The sequence below is a fragment of the Undibacterium sp. GW821-FHT07F11 genome (assembly GCF_059418665.1).
In genome coordinates, this window is sequence record NZ_JBWKQH010000001.1 from 471,488 (window position 1) to 496,681 (window position 25,194).

Here is a 25,194-nt window from a genome sequence, read left to right on the forward strand (position 1 = left end):
ATCATTGAACTATTGCCAAGTTAACTAAATCCTGAGACACTATTATTGCCAATATTTCAAGCAATGATATAAGCAAAAAGCACCTAGAAGTTCAGCCATTTCCACTCAGGAGGCATGATGCCAGCCCAGACAATACCTTTCAACGGCAGCGAACTGGCGCTGGATGCACGGCCCGATCGCCTTGATATCCGCGACCGCATGTACACGCCCAGAGTGATGAACCTGCCAGTGTCTTTTCCAGACGCTGGCTTTATCAAAACCCAACTCGCCAAATACATCAAGGCAGGCATGATTTTGAATCAGGGTTCCGACGGTGCCTGTACCGGTTTTGGCCTGGCCGCCGTCATCAATTACCTGTTCTGGCTGCGCGACGCGGGCAATAAGGAAAGCAGCCCGCGCATGATTTACCACCTGGCGCAACTGTATGATGAATGGGCAGGTGAAGATTACCTGGGCTCCAGCTGCCGGGGTGCACTCAAAGGCTGGCACAAGCATGGCGTCTGCAGTCGTGAGTTGTGGCCCTATACGGTAGACAAGAATGACCAGGTACCCGCCTTTGAAGCCCCCAAGCCAGGCTGGGAGAAAGATGCACTTAAACGTGCCCTGGGCGTGTATTACCGCATAGATAAAGCATCCATCACCGACATGCAGGCTGCCATCGTCGAGATTGGTGCCATTTATGTATCGTGCAAGCTACATCAAGGCTGGGCAGAAGTCCCTCCACCCAAGGCAAGCAGTTTCAGTAAACTGGATCAACTGCCTGTGGTTAACTTCAGTGACATCAAGGCCGGGGGCCATGCCTTTGCCTTGCTCGGTTACACCGACCAGGGCTTTGTCGTGCAAAACTCCTGGGGCGAAGATTGGGGCTTGCAGGGCTTTGCCATCATGACCTATGACGACTGGCTGGTGAATGGCAGCGACGCCTGGACTGTGTCACTCGGTGTACCTGTGCGCTATGTCGATGCAGTGAACCGTACCCGCGCAGAAAACCAGCTGGCACCGCAGGCCAATATCCCGCCCGCCGCGGCCTTCAAGGCCAGCGGTTCTGCGTTGATACCAGGTGCAGCATGTGCATCCAGCAAGGCAGGGCAGCCCAATCTCAGCATGGACCAGGCTTACAGCCTGACTGTCGTCATGGGAAACGATGGCGGCCTGATACAACGGTTACTGGAAGTCGCCGATGCTGCAGCAACGGTAGAAAAAGTTCTGGTGCAGGCACCACAAGCCTGGTTCAGACAGCAGAGTAAAAACGAGGCTAAGGGCAAGACATTGAAACTTGCCCTGTATGCCCATGGCGGCCTCAACACTGAAGATGATTCACTCAAACGCATCGCTGCCATGGCACCGTATTTTCTGGCGAACGGCATTTACCCGGTATTCATTACCTGGAAGACCGGACTCACAGAAACCATGGGAGATGTGCTCAAGGATAAATTGCAGGACTACCTGACTGGCTCAGTCCTGTCCAGCGACTGGCTGGACCACCTCAAGCATACCGCCGTTGATGTCATGGACCGCACAGTAGAAAACCTGGCAGCAAGCATAGGCGGCAAGTCGCAATGGATGCAGATGAAACAGAATGCGGCACTGGCCACTGAAGATGATGACCCGCCACGTGGCTTGCTCGCGATTGCTGAACGTCTTAAGGAATTAAGCAAAGCCCTGGGCAAGGGCAAACTGGAAATCCATCTGATCGGCCATTCTGCCGGCTCGATTGTGCAGGGGCATTTGCTGAACCTGCTGGCCGCACGCAAGCTGACTGTCAGCACATGCAGTCTGTATGCGCCGGCCTGCAGCCTGGAATTTGCAGAAAGCACTTACCGCCCTGCCATAGAAAACGGTGTGCTGGCGCGGGAGAATTTCCACATTCATTTGATGTCAGATGCACGTGAGCGTGACGATAATGTCTACCAGATTTATCGCAAATCCCTGCTCTACCTGGTAGCTCGCGCTTTTGAAAACCGCCATAAAACACCCTTGCTGGGTATGGCGGCCAGCCTGGATGCAGCTTATTTTAATGGTGACAAAGCATCAGAAGGGCAATGGAATGACGCCAGCATCGCGACATTAAAGAGCTGGAATAAATTTTACTGGAATAAAAAACTGCCCAGCGATTTCGCCGAAACCGGTGAAGGTCTGACGGCGGAGCAAAAAGCCAGTTTGCATATCATCCATGATACGCATGTCAATTGCGGCAAGCGCCTGATCCCGGTTGCCCACGGCAGTTTCGACAATGATGTCAACGTTGTCTCGCAAACCCTGGCACGTATTCTTGGCCTGGAAACAGGCGATGCTTTGCCTGTGCCTGTTCAAGATCTGGATTATTGAGCCCTCTTAATTGAACACTCTTAATTGAGCAATATTAAGTTGCGGCCAACTTGAGCAAAAGCCTGATGTATTCCCAGGGCCTTCGTTCCAGGTTCCAAAAATCATGGAAGGTCAGAAATAACACCCCATGCATAAATAAATACCCCCGCATGCGCGGGGGTATTCATACTATCGCATCACATCTGATGAGACTGGCATACTCAGGCTTTAGGACCCTTGCGATGTGGCTTGGCTGCTGCTGGCTTGCCTGATCCATAGCCTTTGGCTTTTTCTGTCACGCGACGATCACCGCCGGCTTTTTTTGGGCCGAAAGGTGATGGCTGGTTGACGGGCAGAGGCTTGCGCACATGGTCTTCACCAACCGGGCTGATCTGGATTTGCTTGCCTGCGACCCAGACGCCTTTCAGCTGCTTCAGCAATTCCTTGGGCATGCCATCTGGCAGGTCCAACGTGCTGTAGTCGTCGAAAATATCGATGCGGCCTATGTGCTTGGCTTCCAGACCGGCTTCATTGGCAATCGCGCCGACGATATTGCTGGGCGTTACTGCATCTGCCTTGCCGACTTCGATACGGTAAGTCAGCATGGGGATGCTGACCTTGCCTTTGCCGTCAGCCTTGTCTTTCTTAGGCTTGGCTGGACGCTCTTCATCAAGGGGAGCACGGGCTGCACGGTCTACTACCTGATTCAGCTTGCTGCCAGGTGCAGCATCCGCAATACGTGGAGCACGTTCGCGAGGCGCTTCTTCACGCGCTGCACGTGGTGCCGGGCGGGATGCTGGCGCGCTGCTGCCTTGCGCTTTTTCTGCACTGATACGCAGAGCCTGGCCAGCAACACGTACTGAACTCAGGTGCTCCATCATGTCACCAGGCAGATTGTCTGGCAAATCAAGGATGGTGTAGTCATCATAGATATCGATACGACCGATGAACTTGGATTCTATATTGGCTTCATTGGCAATCGCGCCAACGATATTGCCGGGTTTGACGCCATGATCATGACCCACCGCGATACGGAAAGTCTGCATGCCTGGCTCCGGCGTGCGCGGGCTGTGTTCACGGCGTGCGCCACGGTCTTCACGAGGTGCACGCTCAAAACGGTCACCCCTGTCACCACGATCGCGGTCGCCACGTTCAGCGCGGACAGGACGCTCATCGCGCCAGCTATCATCATTTTTCGTTTCTTTACGGTTTTTATCCAGCAGCAAAGGTTCATCACCACGCGCCATTTTGGCCAGCGCCGCAGCAATTTCCACTGCCGGGATATTTTGCTCACGTTCAAAATCTTCAATCAGGGAGGTGAATTCTTCCAGGCCACCCTGTGCCAGCGTGGCAGAAATCTGGTCCTTGAAACGGGCGATACGGACATTATTGACTGTCTGTATGGTTGGCAATTCCAGCGGTGACACTGGCTGGCGGGTTGCCCGTTCTATCGCTTTCAAGAGATTTTTTTCACGTGGCGTGATAAACAGGATGGCTTCACCACTGCGACCGGCACGACCAGTACGGCCTATGCGGTGGGTGTAGCTTTCTGGATCGTACGGTACATCATAGTTGATGACGTGGCTGATACGCTCTACGTCCAGACCACGCGCAGCAACGTCAGTGGCGACCAGGATATCGATCTTGCCGTCTTTCAGCTGCTGGATGGTGCGCTCACGCTGTTGCTGGTTGATGTCGCCATTGATGGCGGCAACCGAGAAGCCTCTTGCATCGAGCCTGGCTGCCAGTTCTTCGGTACCCAGTTTGGTACGGGCAAAAATGATCATGCCGTCGAAAGTCTCGGCTTCCAGTATGCGTGTCAGGGCATCAAGCTTGTGCATGCCGCTGACCAGCCAGTAACGCTGGCGGATATTGTCGGCAGTGCCGGTCTTGGCCGCAACCGTGACTTCTGCCGGTTTATTCAGATAAGTCTGGGCAATGCGCTTGATGGCTGAAGGCATGGTGGCCGAGAACAAGGCAGTCTGGCGGCCTTCCGGTGTTTCTTGCAGGATGCGCTCGACATCATCAATAAAGCCCATGCGCAGCATTTCATCAGCTTCATCCAGCACCAGGGTTTTCAGGGCGGATAAATCCAGTGTGCCCTTGTCCAGATGGTCAATCACGCGACCTGGCGTACCCACCACCACATGCACACCACGGCGCAGGGCCGAGAGTTGCGGGCCATAGCTTTGGCCACCGTAGATAGGCAAAACATGGAAACCGGGGATGTGGCGTGCGTAAGTCTGGAAGGCTTCTGCCACCTGTATTGCCAGTTCACGCGTTGGAGCCAGCACCAATGCCTGCGGCGTAGTCTGGCGGATATCGATACGCGACAAAATAGGCAATGCAAAGGCAGCAGTCTTGCCAGTACCGGTTTGTGCCTGGCCCAGCACATCGCGGTTGGACAGCAAAATCGGGATGGTGGCCGCCTGTATCGGCGACGGTGTTTCATAGCCTACATCCTGCAAGGCGCGCATGATGGGCGCACTCAGTTGCAGGTCTTCAAAAGTAATCGGGGGTTTGTTTTCTGACATGGCGATGCTCGCTCGTTCGCTCGTATCGCAGGATGCGACAAGATGGTTATCCCTACAGTTTACTCTTCTACGTCAATCTCAGGGAATTTTCCTGCCCTGAGGCAGAGTTGGCTTAGCTTAAATACATCAGATATAAATTATATTTTTAGCATCATACAATCTGTTTTTAAGGTGATAGCGACAACATTCAGGGAAGGGAATTTTTGCAGCTTACTTCATAAAATCAATGAAAGCCCGCAAAGCCGCTGACTGATGGCGGCGGCTGGGATAGTATAAATAAGTGCGCTCAGGCGCTGGCCACCAGTCTTCCAGCACATATTGCAATTGCCCCTGCTGCACCAGTTCATCTGCATAGCCGCGGTAGGTATAGCAAACCCCTGCACCATCGCAGGCAGCCCGCGTCGCTACGTAGAAATCATCCACCACCAGCGCACCGGTGGTAGCAACTTCCATCTTTTCTTGCCCGCGCTGGAATTCCCAGCGATATCTTTGTCCGCTAGGGAAACGAAATTGTATGCATTGATGCTGCAATAAATCATGGGGCGTTGCAGGAATCCCATGCTTTTGCAAATAGTCCGGTGAAGCGCAGACAACGAAGCGGACTTCCTGCCCTACCGGGATAGCAACCATGTCTTGCTGCAAGCTTTCACCAAAACGCAGGCCCGCATCAAAACCCTGTTCAACGATATCGATGAGTGCATCACTGCTGACAACTTCCAGCTCCACCTCGGGATAAGCTGCGTGCCAGGCTGCCATCAACGGGGCTAGCGTCAGTTGCGCCGCCGGGCGCGGCACATTCAGGCGCAGGCGTCCTACCGGTTTATCGCGTAGTTCATTCAAACCTTCCAGCGCCCCCTGGATTTCTTGCAGCGCCGGTCGCAGGCTATGTAACAAGCGTTCCCCAGCTGGCGTCATGCTGACGCTACGGGTCGTGCGGTGCAACAAGCGCATACCCAGTTTTTTCTCCATCTTCGTCACCGTGTGACTCAGCGCTGAGGCGGTGAGCTGCAATTCCTGCGCCGCCTGGCGAAAGCTGCGACATTCTGCAACACGGGCGAAAGCCAATAAATCATTCAAGTCTGGTGACATAGCAGGAAACTCCAGTTAATGGAGTGCATTATATCGACGCGGGGGAAACATAAAGCTTATATAAACTTGGATAGACGTGGATAGAGCCCCTTATTGCGTCGTACTAACAGCCTGACTTTGCTGCGTCAATACCAAGTTTTGTCAGGTTTAAAAACTTAAGCAAAAAATACTGATCCCTGATTTATAATTCTGACGCCCTGACTGAAATTGGTCAGCCCGACCAATACTTTTTTTAAATCAAATCAGGACCTACATGGATCTTGCTTCCAGTAAATATCCTTGCCACGCCTTCCATGCATCCCTGCCAGGTGGCCGCGATGTGGGCGAACTGAGCCTGTCGCAATTGGGGGTCAGTTATCAGGTGGCATCTTTGCTGGGTACCCTGCCATTTGCGCAAATGGAACTGACCCTCGGTGGGGCGGCCAATAAACTGGTCTTCATCAAGCATGCACACAAACCAGATCTGGTGCTGTACACCAGTGACTTGAGCATATTGAAAAATCCTGTCTTGCTGGCCCATCCTGAATGCTCACGCCAGATATCTGCACTGGGCCGCAAGCGCGCTTATGGCTGGGGTGTGCTGATAGGCTTTAGCCTGTTGCTACTGGCTGTGCCAGTGGGGCTGATGTGGCAAATGGATACCATGTCCGCCTATGCCGCCAAACAAGTACCAGTGGAATGGGAAGAAAAACTCGGTGCCAGCGTCGCCGCCCAGGATGACCTGAAAAACAGGCGCATGGCCAAGGCCGAAGCTGATGTCGTGCTCAAGCCACTGACCGCTCCTCTGCTGCAAGCCCTGCCCAATTCGCCGTACCGTTACTCTATCTCCATCGTCAATGACAGCAGCACCAATGCCTACGCCCTGCCGGGTGGTTATGTCGCCATCCATTCAGGCCTGATCCTCAAGGCGGGTAGTGCAGAAGAATTGCTGGGCGTACTGGCGCATGAAATCAGCCATGTTGAAGAACGTCATGGCACACGCAATGTCATCGGCAATGCCGGTATTTATCTGGTCGCCAGTGCCGTGTTTGGCGACGTCAGCGGCTTGCTGGCAGTCTTCACCAATGCGGCACCTATGCTGTTGAGTCAGCAGTATTCACGTCGTTTTGAAACCGATGCAGATGAAAAAGGCGTGCTGCTGTTAAAGCGCGCCAAAATCAATCCGGCAGGCTTGCCAGTCTTCTTTGAGCGCATGATTGCGGAAGAAAAAGCCGCGCTGGAAAAAATCGACAACAAGCAGGCACGCGAAGCCTACAAGCAAGCCATGGGCTTGCTCAGCACCCACCCCACCAGCGAAAAACGCATGGCGCATTTACGTGAGCTGATCGGTAAACCTGAGGGACCGGGGACGTATATCAATCAGGAAGCGGCCTTCAAGGATTTGCAGGAAGCTGTCAAAAAATTTGTCGCCAAGTCTCCCGTAACTGAACCCAAAGTACCTGCACCAGCATCACAAGAAAAACCACCAGCAACGCAGTCCTGAAAATTAAATAAGAATTTCACAAAATTGCCTCAGCCATGAACTGCAACGCAGTCAGGGCGATTTTGAGAAATTCCACACAAAGAGGAGTTAGTAGTGAAAGCAAATATCAAAGGAGGCCATGCCTTCTCCTACGTCGAGGTAGAACTCGCACCCGGTGAAAGCATCATGACAGAACCGGATGCCATGTCCAGCATGGATGCCAGTCTCGACCTGACAGCCCATTTCAATGGCGGCCTGATCAAGGGTTTGCTGCGCAAATACCTGGGTGGTGAATCCTTGTTCATCAGCCGCTTTAACAATGCTACTTCTGCGCCACGCAGCATGACCATCGTGCAGCCCACGCCTGGTGAAATCCTGTGCAAGGAACTCAATGATGAAGTGTATTACATGCAGCCTGGTGCTTTTCTCGCGTGCGAAGAAAGCGTCAAGATAGGCCTGGGTTTTGCCGGTTTTGCGTCCTGGATAGCGCGCGAAGGCCTGTTCCGTATCAAGGTAAGCGGTCACGGCAAGGTCTGGTTTGGTGCCTATGGTGCACTGCTGGAAAAAGAAGTGAATGGTGAATACATCGTCGATACCAGCCATCTGGTGGCCTACGACCCATCGCTGCGCCTGAATTTGCAACTGGCGGGTGGCCTGTTTTCCAGCTTCTTTGGTGGCGAAGGCCTGGTGACGCGTGTCAGCGGCCAGGGCAAGATCGTCATCCAGACACGCAGCATTTCCAGCCTGGCTGGCTGGCTCAATCCAAAATTGTAAGGACGCATCATGCACGTAGAATTAGTCAATCAGCCTGGCAATACCGCTGCCAAAGTCAGCCTGCGTCCAGGTGAAGTCTGTACTGCCGAATCTGGTGCCATGCTGGCCATGAGCAGCAACATGCAAATCACCACGACCACCCATAAAAAACAGGGCGGCTCTTTATTGAAAGCAGCCAAACGCCTGATAGGTGGTGAATCCCTGTTCCTGAATCACTTTGAACCACAGAATACACCGGGCGAAGTCTGGCTGGGTACTGACCTGGCAGGCGATATGCTGGTACTGCCGCTGGACAACGATAACCTCATCGTCCAGGGTGGTTCTTTCCTGGCTTGCGATGAAGGCATAGAAGTTGACCTGGGCTGGCAGGGTTTCAAATCCATCCTGTCTGGCGAAAGCATTTTCTGGCTCAAGTTGAAGGGCAAGGGTACTGCAGTCTTGTCTTCATTTGGTGCCATCTATCCCATAGAAGTGGATGGTGATCACATCGTCGATACCGGTCACATTGTCGCCTTCAGCGAAACCCTGCAATTCTCCATCACCAAGGCAGGCAAGAGCTGGCTGCAATCCATACTCGGTGGCGAAGGCATGGTCTGTAAATTTTCTGGCCGTGGCACAGTCTGGTGCCAGTCGCATAATGAAAGCAGCTTTGGCAGCCTGCTCGGCCCTGAACTCAAAGCCCGCGGATAAGGACAATAAGAAATGAATAACACGATGATAGATATCGTCCTCACCGGCGAACTGGCTGAAGGCATCAGTTTTGAACAAGCTTGCAGTACAGTCGAAAAACTGTTCAAGCTCTCCACGGAACAAGCCAGGCAATTACTGGAAACCGCACCGAGAGTCATCAAGCGTGGACTCGATAGCGAGACTGCAGAAAAATACCGGCTGACCATAGAAAAAAATGGCCTGAAGGTACTCTTGCAAAGTGATGCTGACGTTGCTGTAAAAAACGAAATTGTCGCCCCGGAAGTGACAACGACAGCGCCTGTACCCGCAACTGCGGTTGTGACCCAGGCCGCCGTTGAAGCAGTGCCGCCAGCGATAGCCAGACAAGAGCTTACGACCAATACAGCCGCTACCACCAGCACCGCCATCACTCCAGCACAGCCAACTGCAGCAACCGAGTTCGCCGGCCTGAAATTCAAGATCGATGGCAGCCCGGACTTCGGCTTTGTCACGGTCCAGTTACCAAGCGGCCAGACCTTGAAAGTGGAAGCCAGTGCCATGGCCACGATGGACACCAACCTGGTCATGAAGACCAAGATGAAAGGTGGCATATCACGCATGCTGTCAGGTGAAAACCTCTTCCTTAATGAATTCACAGCAGAAAACGGCCCAGGTGAAATCGGTATCGCCCCTGCCACCCCCGGCGACCTGATTCACCGCTACATGCGTGGCGAAACCCTGTACCTGCAAAGCGGTGCCTTTGTCGCCAGCACCACTGGCATCAACATAGAAACCAAATGGCAGGGTTTCACCAAAGGCTTCTTTTCCGGCGAAAGCCTGTTCCTGATCCGCGCCACTGGCGAAGGTGACCTGTGGCTCAACAGCTACGGCGCGATCATAGAAATCGATGTCAAGGACGGCTACGTCGTCGACACCGGCAACATCGTCGCCTTTACCGAAGGCCTGGAATACAGCATCAGCAAAGTCGGCGGCTACAAGTCCCTGTTCTTCTCCGGCGAAGGCTTTGTCTGCCGCTTCAAGGGTGAAGGTAAATTGTGGATACAAACACGTAGCGTTGGCGCGTTTGCGGGCTGGGCTGGGAAGTATCGTCCGACGAAGGATTAAGCAGTCAATAGTTGATTCATCAAGATTGAAGAAATTTGACAGTTGGTCGTGTTGACGTTGCTTTTGCAGTTGTTTTTGACTTTTGCAGTTCCCATGTGTAGCCGCCGTTTGTGCTGTACAGAAAATGGATTAAGAAGAGCCGCTGTCTGAGGTGTAGCAGGGGTTTCGTGCAGCATGCTGCACGCCTGCGTAACGACAATCGCTTGCAAGCGATTGTGCGCCCTGCAAGGGAAGCGAGTTTCGGATCTTCCCATTTTTTGTACTGCATAAACGGGAACCCCGAAGGGGCGGCTACGCCTGGGTCGCCTTCTTTGGCATACCTTTCTTGGCGACGCAAGAAAGGTATGTAGCTGTCGGGCTACCCCCGACCGGCAATCGTGAATGACGTGTGCGGGTATCTTGAAATCTAACTCGTGAGTCTGCGAATTTGAATTTAGCGCATTGCGCGGCACGCTAAAAACGTCACTGGATTCCAGCCAAGAGCACGCTGGAGCGCCAGTCCGGTGGAATGACGTCAATAAAATATTCCAAGTTCAAAGTCTAATCAGCTAGGTTAGATGTCGGAACATGGTACTTGGCGCAAAAATATAATTACCAATTACTGAAATTAAATCATCAATATCATGAACAAAACAGGGATTGTTTCACCAATCCCTACCCATCATACTGCCATTTCCAACCTCCTCACAGGAAAACCGAAATGTCAGCAATCACAAATGAATTCCAGGACCAGATCATCGTCATCACTGGCGGCTCCTCAGGCATAGGCCTTGCCAGCGCCAAGGCATTTATCAATGCCGGTGCCAAACGCATCTACATCACTGGCCGTTCAAAAACCAAATTAGAACAAGCCCGAGAAATTCTCGGCAATAAAGTAATCCCGTTTACAGCAAATGTCGCTAGCATCAGCGACCTGCAAGCACTGCATGACAAGATAGCTCAACAAGGCGACAAAATAGATGTCCTGTTCGCCAATGCCGGCATCGCCAACCACAACCAGTTTGGCAGCACCACGGCAGTGGAATTCGACAATATCTTTGGAACAAATGTCAAAGGCCTGTTCTTCACTGTGCAAAGCCTGCTGCCATTGATGAACCCGGCGTCTGCCATTGTGCTGAATGCCTCCATCGCCGCTAGCATGGGCATGCCAAATCTGAGCCTCTACAATGCATCCAAGGCGGCTGTACGCTCGTTTGCACGCAGCTGGTCGAATGATCTTAAGGACAGGCAGATACGCGTCAACACCATCAGCCCCGGCGTCACCAGAACCCCCATCATGGAAAATGGCCTGGGCATGAAAGAAGAAGATATCACCAATTTTTCAGCCTACCTGGCTGGTGCAGCACCGGCTGGCCGCATGGGCAAGCCAGAAGAAATCGCCGCTGCTGTCTTGTTCCTGGCATCCAGGGCCGCCAGTTATGTGAATGGTGTGGAGTTGTGTGCAGATGGTGGATTAAGCCAGGTTTGATGCCAGAACCCGGATACAGGTAAGATAGCTGCTCTTAAACTTCCAGTTCAACATCATGGTTACCTGCTATCTGCGCTACATCATCGATCCCGCCAAACTGAAAGAGTTTGAACATTACGGCAAACTCTGGATACCGCTGGTGAACAAGTTTGGCGGCCAGCATCACGGTTATTTCCTGCCTTCTGAGGGCGCGAATAATGTGGCGCTGGCATTGTTCAGCTTTCCCAGTCTGGCTGCGTATGAACAATACCGCCTGCAGATGATGGATGATACCGAATGTCAGGCAGCATTCCAATATGCAGAAGAACACAAGTGCATCATCAGCTATGAAAGAAGTTTTTTCAGGCCGGTGATGAGTTAATTCGGGCCGCCCATGACGCTAGCCATGAAAACCACAAGAACGATGGGCAGCCAGGCAAGCAGCATTAACACCGCTGCGCTTACCGCAGTAAATATACCGCGTTTTTCTCGTGGCACTTCAAGCAACACAGGTGAGCCCAGATAGAGCAGATAAATGCTGTAGATACTGGCAAGAAAATTGATCACGACCATCGCGATCAGATTTTCGTTGACTCTTTCATTGCGAAAGAAAGGCAGTATGTGCAGCGATCTGACTATCAACAATGGCACTATGCTATAGATGCTCAGCTTCAAAGCCTGCGGCAGGCTATACGAGCCGCCAAACCTGCGGCTCAGGCCCTGCATGACACGGGCAATGATATAGATAAATACCAGGCCCATGCCATAGGCACGCACAGAGTTCACCAATATCATGCGCAGGTAATCGCGTGACAGGGTTTCAATCTCTGTTGCCGGACCAAAATGCCTCAGCAGCAAAGCAGATACCAGGCCCAGCAAAAGAAAGAAAGCCGTGAGGGGTACGATAGTCAGCACGAATACATGCTGACTGCTGCGGCTGTCTTGAGCAATTCTTTGCCACTCACGCCTGGGTTCGGTCAATACATAGTACACACTGCGTACCAGATCCATTTTTTATCCTGATCAAGTCCGGGAAAAATGCTTACTTGGTTTTTTCGACATCCAGGAAGCGCCAGTCACCGCGCAAGATGGGATGTGTTTTATAGCCCTTGACCCAGGGCTGTATCAGCCAGTTGCGCACACGCCAGAGTTCCATGCTGTGCACGGTGTCGGCTTCAAGGATTCTTTCCATAGTGTTGAATAATTTCAGGCGTTCTGGTCCGTTGGGCATAAGGCGCGCCTTGTCATAGGTTGCATCGAACGCCTCAGACTTATAGCAGCCATGATTGCCCCGGTAAGCGTTCTTGCCATAATACAGTTCCATGAAATCCATGCCATCCGGGATGTCGGCGATATAACCCATGCCAAACATCATGAGCTTGCACTGGTAAGCTGATTTCAGGTTATCAGCAAAACCAGCAACCGGGAATTCTGCCCGTATGCCTATCTTGTCGAGCGAACGCTTCCAGACTTCCATGCGGGCATAGTCCTTGGTCTTGGGAGCGGAATGGATGCGCAGTTTCAATGGTGAACCATCAGGCATGCTGCGGAAACCATCTTCACCGCGTTTGTAGCCAAACTTGTCGAGCAGTTTGTTGGCCAGTTTGGGGTCGTAGCCGTTGCTGTTCCGGTAGCTGGCATCATGCCCAGCTACATCCGGCGGCACCATGGATTGGGCCTTGATGGCTTGTCCGAACCAGACCTGGTCAATTTCTTCCTGGTGATTGAAAGACAGGGCAATCGCCCGGCGCAGGGCAATTTTATCCTTGCTGTAACCGCCAACCGTCGGGTCCTGGAAATTGAAAAAAGTGCGGGTAACACCTGGGTCTATGGTACGGTAGAGTTTCAAACCCTTGGTTGCGAATTCTGGCTTGAGCTTGCCCTGGTCCAGCAACTTGACTGAGGCTGCCGGTACCAACATTTCAAAATCCAGCTGGCCAGAATCAAAGGCCAGCCAGCGTGACTGCTCTTCTTCTATGATGGCAATCTCGACACGCCCGACCTGGGGCATCTGTTTGCCCTTCATGTCCTTGATGATCTGCTTGTCCCAGTCCGTGCCAGTGCCCTGGAAGTCCCAGACAAAACCACGGTATTCAGGATTGGCTTCGAGGATGATTTTACTGCGTGGTACATATTGCTTGAGCATATACGCACCGGTACCTACCGGATGCTGGTTGACAGCCTCGCCGTAATGCACAACTACTTCACGCGCTACCGCACCACCCAAGGGTTTGGCGAGGTAATAAATCAGGCCAGGATGTTGCGCCTTCATGCGCAAGATCAGGGTATAGGGGTCTGGTGTTTCCAGTCCGGCAATTGGCTTGTCATAGTCAAACTTGCCGGTTTTTTTGGCGGCGGCAATCAGTTCATCCAGACCGACTATCTTGCCTTCCAATATGCTGGCCTGCACTGAACGGTTGTTTGGATCAACCAGGCGCTTAAAGGTATAGGCATAGTCGCTGGACTGCAATTCCCTGCGCTGCCCCTTGAATGCCGGGTCGGGGGAAAAATAAATCCCCTTTCTGAGACGGAAGGTCAGAGTCTTGCCGTCATCACTGATGACAGGCATGGCTTCTATGGTATTGGGCACGAGTTTGGCCGGACGGGCCAGGTAATCGTAAGTGACCAGGCCTTCAAAAATCGCATCTGACACCCAGTTGGAATAGGCGCTATTGGTGCGCATGGCATCAAAGCCATCATCGGCAGCTTCAAAGGACAGATGCAAGACTTTGTTCGGATCAGCTGCAGCCATCACGGGCAGGCTCAGGCTGCAGAGCAATGCCGTCAGCACAGCAGTCAGGGAAGATTTCATCTAAAAAAAAGGAAGAAGAATAAAGCCAGCAGGATAGCAGTTAACAGCGCCGTTTAACGCATGGATAAACCATATTTGCGCATGATCCTGTCCATCTCGCCGGTTTCTTGCAAAAACTGTATCGCGCTATTGATTTGTTCCAGCTTCCACATCGATTTATGCGACAGGGCGCACTGAGTCTGCACGACAGAGAAGGGGGTTTTGGACACTTTGTAGAGGCTGCGTTTTTCCGGGAAGTTTTTGAAATATCCCTCTATCTCACCATCAGAACTGACCATGGCGTCACCACCACCAAGAGCAAGCAGACGGAACATGCCTGGCACATCAGTCAGATCAACGCGCTTGATTTTGCCTTCGCTTAACTGACTTGTGATTTGCGGATAGTGGTAACCAAGTTGCAGAATCACTTTCTTGCCTTCGAGTTGCTGAGGCACCATCTCTATACTGGTTTTGTCAGCCATGACTACTACTCTCTCCACCTGCGGGAAAGTGGCCACGGTCCAACTGACTTCCTTGGGTAAATCAAACCAGGCCGGGCTGGAATAACACATGATATCGGCGTCACCCTGTATCACCACGCTTTCTATGCGTCTGCGTGAATAAGGGGCATAGCTGGCTTGTGCCGAGAGTTTTTTTGCCAGCTGGTCAGTAAAATCTTTTTGCAAGCCACCAATCAGCTGGTGGTTCTTGTCAAAAATATTGAGGGGGTAATCAAGGTTTTCATAGACTGCAACCCGCAGTTGCGGCTCCGCAGCCAGTGTCACTGAAGGGTAAGCCCAACACAAAACCAGACCTGCCAGCCCGCTCAAAGCGGTGCCAAAACATGTGCGCTGTCTTTTCATATTTGCACCCAGCTCTATTATTACGACTACAACACATGACTACCTGCGGGCAAACCCACGTGCCCCCTGCAAACCACCAGTATGCACCGCCACTACCCTGGCATTTTGTGCGAGATATCCATCATGCCACAACTGGCGCAAGGCAAACATCATTTTGCCCGTATATACGGGTTCAAGAGGAATCGCTGTCTCTTGTTGAAATTCATGGCAAAAGCCTGTCAGGGCAGGCGATATCTTGCCATAACCACCATGATGATAATCGGTCAACAATTCATAGTTCTGGTAGTCAGGATAGCCTGCCTGGCTCAGCAAACGGCTGACTTCTGTGCGCAGGTATTCACCTTTGCTGATTGCCGCAATGGCGATGACTTTGGAGCGCCCCTCCAAGCCGGCCAGCAAACCAGCCAGCGTCGCCCCCGTACCACAAGCAAGCACCAGATAATCAGGAATGAAGGCTAACTCGGCCACCAGCTCTGCCACACCCCGCAAAGCCAGTGGCGTGCTACCGCCCTCGGGCAGCCAGAGTGTACTGTCATCTGGTGCATCCACATGACTGCGCCAGGCAGAGTTATCCAGTCTCAATTCACGATAAGCCTCACGATTCACAAGCTGCACCCGCATACCCAGAGCCCTGACATCGTCCAGCATGGCACTGTGCATGCCCGCCGCCCCTCTGATCAGGGCTGTAGTGGGCAGCCCCAGTATATGTGCCGCATGGGCCAGGGCATGGATGTGATTAGACCAGATGCCTCCCATGGAAACCACGTGCGTACTCTGCCCCTGCAAGACTTGCAAGGGGTATTTCAATTTACGGAACTTGTTGCCCGACACCTGGGGATGCAACATATCGTCGCGTTTCATCCACAAATCCATGCCAGGAAAAAGCTGGCTGATCACTTGTTGGCAAGGAGAAATCTGGTCAGTGAATAACATGCTTGGCAGAAATGCAGGTGACAATGGTAAAGTACCATTGTAGCGCCTGGTGCCAGACCCTGGGCCAGACCTAGCCCGTAGCCGGAGAGTACATGCCCCCAGAATTTAATCAGCCTTTGTTAGAAGCAAGACAACAGATTGATCAGTTGATCAAGCAAATCAAGAACGAAGGTCATCAGGATAATCTCTTGCCAGCACTGGAAACCGTGCTGACCCAACTCGACAGCATGGCCAGGACAGATCACCTGACCGGCGCCCTGAACCGCCGCACACTGATGGCGAAGCTTGATGGCGAACTGGCACGCTCCTTCCGTACTGGCCATACCTTTACCCTGGCAGCCATTGCCGTCGATGGTCTGGAGCAAATACTGGAACAACATGGCCAGGCCGTTGCACGCCAGGTCTTGCAGCAAGTCGCCAAAGAAGCACTGACCATGTTGCGTACCCTGGACTCATTTGGCCGTGTCGCCGCCAATGAATTTGCCATCGTCATGCCCACTACCTGGCTGGAAGCCAGCCGCAAGGCCATTGCCCGCCTGAAGTTACGCATCGCCGAAATAGATTGGGAAGCCATCTCGCCTGGACTGAAAGTGACTTTTGCCACCGGCCTGACCACCAATGCCCACAAAGACAGTGCTGACAATATGCTGAAAAGAGTCAACAGCGCCTTGCAGACTGCCCGCAGCCAGGGTGCAGACCACATCGTGGAAATTGAGCCTCCTTTGCCAGACTACGACCCGAATGCAGAAGATTAAGGGAACTTGTTGGCGTCTTTGCAGACCAAGTAGTGCCGGTTAAGTTTCAATTAAGCATCCAAAAGGTATCAAACTGAGTGTGTCCTCTGAGGGTGCTCTATTTGATACCTGGCTGGCCCTAATCCAAACAAAAATATTCAGGGAACCTCATGAGAACACCGCAGTTGCGACAGGCATTGCCTGCGCTATCCATCATGCTGGGCGCAATATTGACCAGCATTGCCACACCAACGCTGGCCTTGAGCAGCAATATCGTCAACACAGGCAATAGCGTCGCCACGGATGACAAAACCGAAGCCGCCAGATTGCGCGCCGAGTACATCCGTAAAAACTATGCCAAGTTTGAATACCGCATTCCCATGCGCGATGGCAAACTCCTGTTCACTGCCGTGTATATGCCGAATGATGCGAGTGCCAGCAAGCGCTACCCCATCCTGATGAGCCGCACGCCCTACTCCGTCGCACCGTATGGAAGTGACCAATACAAAACCATGCTGGGGCCAACTGCCGAGTATGAAAAAGATGGCTTCATCTTTGTCTATCAGGATGTGCGTGGCACCTATATGTCAGAGGGTGAATTCATCAACATGCGCCCGCATCTGGACCAGAAAAAATCCAAAACCGACATCGATGAAAGCAGTGATACCTATGACAGCATAGAGTGGCTGGTCAAGCATCTGCCACACAATAATGGCAAGGTTGGCCAATGGGGCAATTCTTACCCCGGCTTTTATACCTCCGCTGGTGCCATCGACAGCCACCCGGCACTGAAAGCCATCTCACCACAGGCACCTATTGCGGACTGGTTCCGTGGTGACGACATGCACAGGAATGGCGCTTTCAACTTGCAGATGGCCTTTGGTTTTTTCCACAGTTTTGGTCAGCCACGCCCGCAACCGGTAGCAAGTACAGGCTGGAAGACTTTTAATTTTGGCACACCCGATGGTTACCAGTTCTTCCTGGACCTGGGTTCGGTGGCGAATGCAAATACTCGTTATTTCAAGAACGGCATCCCCTTCTGGAACGAGATCACGGCACATCCAAATTACGACAACTTCTGGCAAAGCCGCAATATCCTCCCTCACTTGAAAAACATCAAGGCAGCTGTGCTGACCGTGGGTGGCTGGTATGACACAGAAGATTTGTACGGCCCGCTCAATACCTACAAGGCCATAGAAAAACAAAACCCCGGTATACAAAACACCCTGGTCATAGGCCCATGGACACATGGCGGCTGGTTCCGTACAGACGGTGACAAAGTGGGTGATGCGAATTTTGGCTACAAGACTGTACAGACCTACCAGCCCGTAGAACTGGCTTTCTTCAAGCACTATCTGAAAACCGGCGATAAACCTACGCTGGCAGAAGCATGGATGTTTGAAACCGGTGCCAATCGCTGGCGTGGTTTTGACAGCTGGCCACCAAAGGAAAGCAAGGACAAGGCTCTGTACTTCCAGGCTAATGGCAAGCTCAGTTTTAGTGCCCCCACCAATCAGGATGCGCAGTTTGCAGAATACATCAGCGACCCGGCCAAGCCAGTTCCTTACACTACCGAGATAGAAACGCGCTGGAGTAAACAATATATAGCAGCTGACCAGCGCTTCGCCACCAGCCGCCCGGATGTACTGAGCTGGCAAAGTGAGGTACTGGAAAAAGATGTGACACTGGCTGGCCCGCTGAGTGCCGATCTGTTTGTCAGCGTCACCGGCAGCGATGCTGACTTTGTCGTCAAGCTCATTGATGTCAACCCAGCCAACCTGGAAATTGATGCGCAAACAAATCGCGGCAACCAGCAAACCCTGGTACGCGGTGAACCTTTCCGCGCCCGTTTCCGCGATGGTTTCGAGACGGCCAAACCCATGGTACCGAACCAGATGACCAAGGTGAAGTTTGCCATCAATGATGTCTTCCACACTTTCCAGCGCGGCCACCGCATTATGGTGCAGGTGCAGTCCAGCTGGTTCCCCTTCATAGACCGCAATCCACAATCCTTTGTGCCGAATATCTATGAAGCCAAGGATAGTGATTTCATCAAGGCCACCCACAAGGTTTATTTTGGCAGCCAGCAACCCAGCGCCCTGCATGTCAAGGTCCTGCCAGCCCTGGACGAATGAAAAAATGCCGCTTACCCAAATCAGGTAAGCGGCATTTTTTAATCAATAATCTTTACGCTGGTTTTGGTGTTGGCTGGAACACGACCAGCCAGGTCGCCAGCACCACTCCAGCACAACCTATGACGGTATTCATGGTGATGTGTTCATTCAGGAACAAGTAACCCCACAGCAGGGCAAACAGCGGAATCAGGAAAGTCACCGTCAGCGCCTTGGTTGGTCCCAGGTCAGCCATCAGGCGAAAATAGATCAAATAGGCAACCGCACTACATAACAAGGCCAGTGCAACACCCACCATCGCTATGGTCAACGTAATCTCGCCCTGCACGGGTGCCAGAGGCAGGAAGGGCAATAGCACAAATGCCGCACCTACTTGCGAACCTGTTGCCATTTGCATGGACGTCAGGCCCGTCAGTTTTTTCTTGGTATAGATACCAACGATGGCATAGCACAAAGTCGCGCCCACGCAGGCCAGCACCGCCAGCACCAGTTTGCTATTGAATTCTACTGGCCCCAGGCGCACCAGGAAGGCGACACCAAGCACACCGATTGCCATGCCAGCCATCTTGCGCAGTGTCAGCCGTTCGTCCAGGAATGCCGCGCCCATCACCGCACCCCATAGAGGACTGGTGGCATTCACGATGGCGGAGTAACCAGCCGGTATGCTGAGCGCCGCATATGAATACAGGGCAAACGGCAAGGCTGAATTAATCGTACCCAGAATTAAAAAAGACTTCCAGTTTTCACGGAAGTTCATCGACCTGCCAGTGACAAGCATCATGGCCAGCAAGGCCATACCAGCCAGCCCCACCCGGACTTCGGCACTCCATAATACCCCGACCACAGGTGCCAGCACCCGCATGAACAGGAAAGACGCACCCCAGATGGCAGCCAGGGAAATAAGACGTAACAGGTCAGCACTGCGCATACACACTCCATCAGAATCAGGATAGCAGCTTAACAAACTACAGGAAAAGCTGCTGGCAGCTTTCGGACATGAGGGGAATGAACAGTGAAAAGCGAATAGCAAGCCATCTCAAATAATGGTGCAGAACCGATTCAGAAATTTTTTTACTTCTTGAAATCTGGATCACGGCGAGGGTCACTGCCAGGATCACAAGCCAGTGATTCAAGGCTGGCACACTCGCGCTTCCGGTTAGCGGGATGGTCGCTCAAACTATTTTTTCCTTCGGCATACCCTTTCAGGTATTGCTCCCGGTGCGGCGGCTGATTACGCAACTTATTGCGCCACTGTTGAAACTCAGGTTCACTGAGATGGCATTTTACCGAACGATACAGTGCATCATTGTAGATCGCAGCCTTTTGAGGGAAGGCTTCAGTACATGCCTGCGCCGCGCCGTCCACTGAGCCGGCATATCTTGCCGTTGATAATTCCTGCGCACCTGACACGTTCAGCAGCAGGTAGCTCACTGCAAATAGCAAGATGTGTTTCATTTTCCCTCTTCAATCCACATTAGGTGTTACCGGGCAACCTGAAAAACCATCATCCAGCACGGACACAAAAAAACCAACACGCTCCAGCAAGTTCAGTACAGCAGCTTAACAAACATAGGGCAAAGCTGCTCGCAGCCTGCGGATATCGCAAGATCGACCGACAAAAAAAGGAAGCGGATACTGATGCATTGCAGCAGTGACTCAGCATAAGCCCGGATCGCTCAAAAAAATGATTTATTGATGGAAACGAGGCTATTGTTGTCCAATTGAATTGACACGATGAATACAGAAAATAATACTGCAAGCACTACACGAGATTTGCGCAGCAGGATTTTCTTTACCTGACTCGTCGCAAACAAACACTCTTTTCATCAACTCAAACATCACACTATTCCTTGTGTTTTTTGATCGCGGAAGCTGCGCAGATGCGATCACGATGACTGTCTGCAGAACAGCAAACCATGCAGGATACCTATCAGTGTCCTGCTGATGGCTGCTGCCTCAAAAGCGTCCGACCATTCCACGCCCGCGACAGTATCAGAGTAAAGAACTGACAAATATTTTTTCGCCACATCCTGCATAAAACATGAGCATGCCGCATGCTTTACTACATTTGTATATTCATACATTTGAAAAAGAAAAGCACGACATCTGCTCAAGGCAAAAATATAGAAAGTCTGAATCACATCCTATCAATAACAGGAGACAAAATTGAAAACAAGAAAATTACGTAGCTATTGGGCAAGCGGTATATTGTTAAGCATGCTGATCTTGCTGGCAGCTTGCGGTGGTGGCTCGCAAAGCGGTAACGCGCTGACCGCTGCAGTTCCACCGGTACAAGCACCACCAGCCGACACGTTCGGCCTGACTTCCGACAGCAATTTCTTTATCGTCGATACCGGTGCAGGTCTGGTTTTCAAGATACGCCGTCTGGATAATGGCGTCAGTACCCAGTCTGCCGGTGACATTGCTTCTTTGATTTACAACGGCGTGCAATACCAGGACCAGTCGCGTGGTTCACAGGTGAATAGTGGCTTTGATTTTCTGTACACCGGCATATCTGCAGTGACTGTAAATGCCGATGTCATCAATACCGACTATATACGTGTCACCGTACAGGCAGGCAACCTGACCCATTACTACCTGGCCAAGCGAGGCAACCCACACATTTACATGGGCACTTACTTCACTAGCGAACCCGACACGCTGAATCTGGTGCGTTATATCGTGCGCGTACCCGTAGGCGTACTGCCGTTTGGTCCGGGACCTTCAGACTTGCGCAACAATACCGGTGCCATAGAATCTGGCGACATCTTTGGCATGGCGAATGGCGAGACACGCTCCAAGCATTATTCAAACATGCGGCTCAAGGACTGGTCTTATATAGGCGGTACCAGCAGCAGCGTGGGCCTGTGGATGGTCAGGGATAATAATGAAGGTGGTTCTGGCGGGCCCTTCTTCCGCAGCCTGTTGAACCAGATTACATCCACCAATCAGGAAATCACTTACATCGTCAACTATGGTGAAAGCCAGACGGAAGCCTACCGCCCTGGCATACTGAATACCTATACCCTGGTATTTACCAATGGTGCGGCACCCGGTACGCTCGATACTTCATGGTTCGCCAACATGGGCATGAGCGGATATATACCCTCATCAGCACGTGGTGCAGTGGCAGGCACAGCCATCAATGGCCGCAACACCAGCTATGGCTACACCGTGGGTTTCTCGAATGCGACGGCACAATACTGGGCCACGGCAAATGCCGGCAATGGCTCATTCTCCAGCCCGAATATGATACCCGGCACCTACACCATGAAGATTTACAAAAACGAGCTGGCCGTCGATACTCGCACAGTCACCGTGAATGCTGGCAGCACCTTTAACACGGGTGCCATCACCATCACAGGTGACCCCAGCAGTAGTGCAGCATTGTGGCGCATCGGTGACTGGGATGGTACGCCCGCTGAACTGTTGAATGGCGACAAGGTCACTACCATGCATCCATCCGATGTCCGCATGAGCTCATGGGTGCCTGGTAATTTTGTGATAGGCAGCTCAACTGCCGCTGCCAACTTCCCGGCCTATCAGTGGAAAGCGGTGAATGGCAGCTACACCATCAAGTTCAATCTGACTGCCAGCCAGATTGCCGACCACACACTGCGGGTAGGTATCACCACTGCCTATGCTGGCGGGCGTCCAAAAGCGCAAATGAATGCCTGGGTTTCTGCCAATCCGACAGCATCAACCCAGCCATCCAGCCGCACCCTGACCGTTGGCAGCTATCGGGGCAATAACACCATGTACACATTTGCTATTCCGGCCAGTGCTTTTGTTATCGGTGAAAATACGCTGACCCTGACGGCTATCAGCGGCTCCAGCGGTACGACTTATCTGAGTCCGGGTTATTCGTATGATGCGGTAGATCTCTTGCAATAAGAACGTTCTTCAGGCCAGCAGTTTTTGCTGGCCTGAACATCAGTTTATGGATAGAGATAAAAGACCAGTGTCGCTGAAATTCTATTTTGCCAGGCCCATGTTTACATTGGGTATGCCTGTCGTATTCGGGTACAACTGGTGTATCAATTCTGTCGTATACGAAAACCTGTCTACAGGATTTGACATAGTCCATTGCATGTTACTGCTCTTCCTGCCGATATCTGTACGCGCAGTGGCAGAAAAATCACCGAGATAATACGCCTTGCCTGGCTTGAATGCCAGATTGCGTATAGGATTACGGAAACTGCCCACTTCCCTGACATTGCCATCGGCATCCGTGTACACGATCTCATCAATATCACAAATTGATGGTTTTATTTTGATGATATGCACAGGACTTTCCCGGTAAAAACGCAACAAATATTTGCTGCCATCCTGACACTTGAGGTTCAATCCCATGCTGACATGCCCATCTGCCGAAACTAATATTTTTTCTGTTGTAATTAAAAAACTGCCATATAAAAAACTATCTGCTTCCGTCAATTTTTCATCTGGTTTCAAACGAGGGGTGTAATTCGCGCAGGCGGTCAAGAAAAGTGCTGTCAATAACAGCACAGGGATAGTTTTTATCTTCATGATAGATTTACAAATACGAGAAACACAGCGGACGCAAACGATACAGGGATTAGGCAGCGATTGCAAAAAAATTCGCAAGTTTGCTTTGCACTCCCTAACGCCAGCGTTGATACAAGCTGGTCTGATACATTCTGGTACAGGCGAATTTTTGTACATGGTAGACTTTTACGCTTCATCTGCATGCGAAATTGAAAGTCCATCATGAGTACAAGTCCAACATCAATGCTATTCGGTGCCGCCATCGGTGCGTTCGTAGTCTGGCGCATAGTCTCGCGTATCCGGCGCATGGTGGGCAGGCAAAAATACTCAGGTGTGCGTGCCATTCTCACGGTATGCATTTTCCCTGTATTGATTGCGCTGGTGGCATTTGGCGCACTGAATCATGAAGGCAATATACTGTTCATGCTGGCTGGATTGACAGTCGGTACCGGTCTCGGTTTTTATGGTCTGCGTCTGACCAGGTTTGATAACAGCCCGGCCGGAAAATTCTATACACCGAATGCCCATCTCGGGATTGCACTGTCACTGCTGATGATAGGCCGGATAGCCTGGCGCATGGGTACGCTGTATTTCACGACACAATCCTTTACTGCACCACCTGGTGATTTTGCCAGCAGCCCGCTCACTCTGTTCCTGTTTGGCATGTTGGCTGCTTACTACATCAGTTATGCAGTTGGCTTGTTGCGTTGGTCACGCAGTTTGCAAAAACCAGTGGCAATTGCATCATCAGTTACGTCATCAATTGCAACAGACGTTGTTGAAGGTACAGAGCAGAAAGTGTGAGCAAGGGCTCATGATACGGCTTTGGTCAAACCAAAAAACTGTTCAGTATTGTTTCGTATCTGCTGCGCAAGCGCTACTGGCGATATACGTAAAATGGCAGCAACTGCTTCCAGCACTACCGGCAGATGCATGGGTTCGTTGCGATTATCTTGCGGGCGTACCGGCAAGTTCCGCGGCAACAAAAACGGTGCGTCAGTCTCTATCATCAGTTTGTCTTTGGGCAGGTATTTGATGGCCTTGCGTAAATCATCACCACGCCTTTCATCACATATCCAGCCGGTAATGCCGATATGGCAGTCAAGGTCGAGATAGGCGCGCAGTTCTTCAGTATTACCAGTAAAGCAGTGCACCACTGCACCTTTGAGTTGTGGACGGTATTGCCTCAGCAAGGCAAAAAATTCTTCATGCGCATCGCGCTCATGCAGGAATACAGGCTTTTGCAAACGCACTGCCAATTGCAGTTGCGCTTCAAAACAGGCGCGTTGTTGTACTTCGCTTGAAAACATGCGGTTATAGTCGAGGCCGCATTCACCAACCGCCACCACAGTGTCACTGGTCGCAAGTTTTTCTATCGCTTTTGCACACTGCGCATTCCAGTTTTTTGCTTCATGCGGATGCACGCCCGCAGTGCTGTTTAAATAGCCGGGATAAATTTGCGTCAACACATGGGCATCATGGCTGGCACGTTCGGATGTCCCGGTGACGATGATATGTTCGACACCCGCCTGTTTTGCGCGTGAAATCACGGCATCAAGGTCATTGTGAAAACGATGGTTGGTCAGGTTCGCACCGATATCTATCAGTACAGGTTTTTGTAGCATGGTATAAATTTCCTGTTGTTTTTATTATTTGGATTACTAGCCGCTCAGTAAATAATACAGATAAAACTGAGGGTATTCTGAAGCAGAAACTGCGAGGGAATAGTCTGGATAGATCTAAATCTTATTGTTTAAATTAATGGCGCTGATTTCAACGCCAGCGCCATCTTAATTCGGGATGATGAAAAATATCAAGCGTTTTC

Annotated in this window: 21 protein-coding genes; 11 read left to right on the top strand and 10 right to left on the bottom strand. The window is 51.7% G+C overall.

The features are described from left to right. Nucleotides 1-114 precede the first annotated feature (114 nt). A complete protein-coding gene (locus AC07OI_RS02035; RefSeq protein WP_495256128.1) occupies nt 115-2,328 on the top strand; it encodes a C1 family peptidase in 2,214 nt (737 codons plus the stop codon). 200 nt (nt 2,329-2,528) lie between these two features. Here AC07OI_RS02035 and AC07OI_RS02040 read toward each other — a convergent pair whose 3' ends face one another. Further along, nucleotides 2,529-4,841, bottom strand: a complete 2,313-nt coding sequence (locus AC07OI_RS02040; protein ID WP_495256129.1) for a DEAD/DEAH box helicase — start codon at nt 4,839-4,841, stop codon at nt 2,529-2,531. A 210-nt stretch (nt 4,842-5,051) separates the two neighbouring features. Then, a complete protein-coding gene (locus tag AC07OI_RS02045) occupies nt 5,052-5,930 on the bottom strand; it encodes a LysR family transcriptional regulator (protein WP_495256130.1) in 879 nt (292 codons plus the stop codon). Nucleotides 5,931-6,183: 253 nt separating this feature from the next. Here AC07OI_RS02045 and AC07OI_RS02050 point away from each other — a divergent pair, with 253 nt between their 5' ends. The 6 genes from AC07OI_RS02050 to AC07OI_RS02075 all read left to right on the top strand — a co-directional run bounded on the left by AC07OI_RS02050 (nt 6,184) and on the right by AC07OI_RS02075 (nt 11,789). Continuing rightward, nucleotides 6,184-7,413 carry a M48 family metallopeptidase gene (locus AC07OI_RS02050; protein ID WP_495256131.1) on the top strand — a complete coding sequence of 410 codons (1,230 nt, stop codon included), beginning with the start codon at nt 6,184-6,186 and terminating at the stop codon, nt 7,411-7,413. 93 nt (nt 7,414-7,506) lie between these two features. Next, a complete protein-coding gene (locus AC07OI_RS02055) occupies nt 7,507-8,166 on the top strand; it encodes a TIGR00266 family protein (protein WP_492703986.1) in 660 nt (219 codons plus the stop codon). A 9-nt stretch (nt 8,167-8,175) separates the two neighbouring features. Beyond that, nucleotides 8,176-8,856: a TIGR00266 family protein gene (locus tag AC07OI_RS02060; RefSeq protein WP_492703987.1), complete on the top strand. Its 681-nt coding sequence runs from the start codon at nt 8,176-8,178 to the stop codon at nt 8,854-8,856. Nucleotides 8,857-8,868: 12 nt separating this feature from the next. Next, nucleotides 8,869-9,960, top strand: coding sequence for a TIGR00266 family protein (locus AC07OI_RS02065; RefSeq protein WP_492703989.1), 1,092 nt, complete (start codon nt 8,869-8,871; stop codon nt 9,958-9,960). 700 nt (nt 9,961-10,660) lie between these two features. After that, on the top strand, nt 10,661-11,428 hold the full coding sequence (locus AC07OI_RS02070; RefSeq protein WP_492703990.1) for an SDR family oxidoreductase: 768 nt from the start codon (nt 10,661-10,663) through the stop codon (nt 11,426-11,428). Nucleotides 11,429-11,483: 55 nt separating this feature from the next. Then, the gene (locus AC07OI_RS02075; RefSeq protein ID WP_495256132.1) at nt 11,484-11,789 is read left to right on the top strand and encodes an NIPSNAP family protein; all 306 of its coding nucleotides are present in this window, start codon (nt 11,484-11,486) and stop codon (nt 11,787-11,789) included. Here the strand turns inward: AC07OI_RS02075 and AC07OI_RS02080 are convergent. From AC07OI_RS02080 to AC07OI_RS02095, 4 genes are read right to left on the bottom strand one after another with little or no spacing between them, the layout of a single operon-like run. Beyond that, nucleotides 11,786-12,418, bottom strand: coding sequence for a Yip1 family protein (locus tag AC07OI_RS02080; protein WP_492703993.1), 633 nt, complete (start codon nt 12,416-12,418; stop codon nt 11,786-11,788). The genes AC07OI_RS02075 and AC07OI_RS02080 overlap by 4 nt on opposite strands. Nucleotides 12,419-12,449: 31 nt before the next feature. After that, nucleotides 12,450-14,219, bottom strand: a complete 1,770-nt coding sequence (locus AC07OI_RS02085) for an ABC transporter substrate-binding protein (protein WP_495256133.1) — start codon at nt 14,217-14,219, stop codon at nt 12,450-12,452. Nucleotides 14,220-14,272: 53 nt separating this feature from the next. Beyond that, complete coding sequence (locus tag AC07OI_RS02090; protein WP_495256134.1) at nt 14,273-15,061, bottom strand: substrate-binding periplasmic protein; 789 nt, start codon at nt 15,059-15,061, stop codon at nt 14,273-14,275. A 39-nt stretch (nt 15,062-15,100) separates the two neighbouring features. Then, nucleotides 15,101-15,994 carry a 1-aminocyclopropane-1-carboxylate deaminase/D-cysteine desulfhydrase gene (locus AC07OI_RS02095; RefSeq protein WP_495256135.1) on the bottom strand — a complete coding sequence of 298 codons (894 nt, stop codon included), beginning with the start codon at nt 15,992-15,994 and terminating at the stop codon, nt 15,101-15,103. Nucleotides 15,995-16,086: 92 nt separating this feature from the next. Here AC07OI_RS02095 and AC07OI_RS02100 point away from each other — a divergent pair, with 92 nt between their 5' ends. Together AC07OI_RS02100 and AC07OI_RS02105 are read left to right on the top strand one after the other, a co-directional pair. Beyond that, entirely contained in the window at nt 16,087-16,749 is a 663-nt protein-coding gene (locus tag AC07OI_RS02100) for a GGDEF domain-containing protein (protein ID WP_492703999.1), read from the top strand. A 149-nt stretch (nt 16,750-16,898) separates the two neighbouring features. Then, nucleotides 16,899-18,863 carry a CocE/NonD family hydrolase gene (locus AC07OI_RS02105; RefSeq protein WP_492704000.1) on the top strand — a complete coding sequence of 655 codons (1,965 nt, stop codon included), beginning with the start codon at nt 16,899-16,901 and terminating at the stop codon, nt 18,861-18,863. A gap of 52 nt (nt 18,864-18,915) precedes the next feature. On the opposite strand, the gene AC07OI_RS02110 is transcribed toward AC07OI_RS02105, so the two are convergent. Together AC07OI_RS02110 and AC07OI_RS02115 are read right to left on the bottom strand one after the other, a co-directional pair. Then, nucleotides 18,916-19,788, bottom strand: coding sequence for a DMT family transporter (locus tag AC07OI_RS02110; RefSeq protein WP_492704002.1), 873 nt, complete (start codon nt 19,786-19,788; stop codon nt 18,916-18,918). A gap of 143 nt (nt 19,789-19,931) precedes the next feature. After that, nucleotides 19,932-20,315: a hypothetical protein gene (locus AC07OI_RS02115; RefSeq protein ID WP_495256136.1), complete on the bottom strand. Its 384-nt coding sequence runs from the start codon at nt 20,313-20,315 to the stop codon at nt 19,932-19,934. 711 nt (nt 20,316-21,026) lie between these two features. Between AC07OI_RS02115 and AC07OI_RS02120 the strand changes: the two genes are divergently transcribed. Continuing rightward, nucleotides 21,027-22,754: a rhamnogalacturonan lyase B N-terminal domain-containing protein gene (locus AC07OI_RS02120; protein WP_495256137.1), complete on the top strand. Its 1,728-nt coding sequence runs from the start codon at nt 21,027-21,029 to the stop codon at nt 22,752-22,754. Nucleotides 22,755-22,835: 81 nt separating this feature from the next. On the opposite strand, the gene AC07OI_RS02125 is transcribed toward AC07OI_RS02120, so the two are convergent. Further along, the gene (locus AC07OI_RS02125; RefSeq protein WP_495256138.1) at nt 22,836-23,390 is read right to left on the bottom strand and encodes a hypothetical protein; all 555 of its coding nucleotides are present in this window, start codon (nt 23,388-23,390) and stop codon (nt 22,836-22,838) included. Between the two features lie 201 nt (nt 23,391-23,591). Between AC07OI_RS02125 and AC07OI_RS02130 the strand changes: the two genes are divergently transcribed. After that, nucleotides 23,592-24,173 (top strand): CcdC protein domain-containing protein, encoded by a 582-nt coding sequence (locus tag AC07OI_RS02130; RefSeq protein ID WP_492704008.1) that lies wholly within the window; start codon nt 23,592-23,594, stop codon nt 24,171-24,173. Nucleotides 24,174-24,181: 8 nt separating this feature from the next. On the opposite strand, the gene AC07OI_RS02135 is transcribed toward AC07OI_RS02130, so the two are convergent. Next, nucleotides 24,182-24,994 carry a TatD family hydrolase gene (locus AC07OI_RS02135; RefSeq protein ID WP_492704010.1) on the bottom strand — a complete coding sequence of 271 codons (813 nt, stop codon included), beginning with the start codon at nt 24,992-24,994 and terminating at the stop codon, nt 24,182-24,184. Between the last annotated feature and the right edge of the window lie 200 nt (nt 24,995-25,194).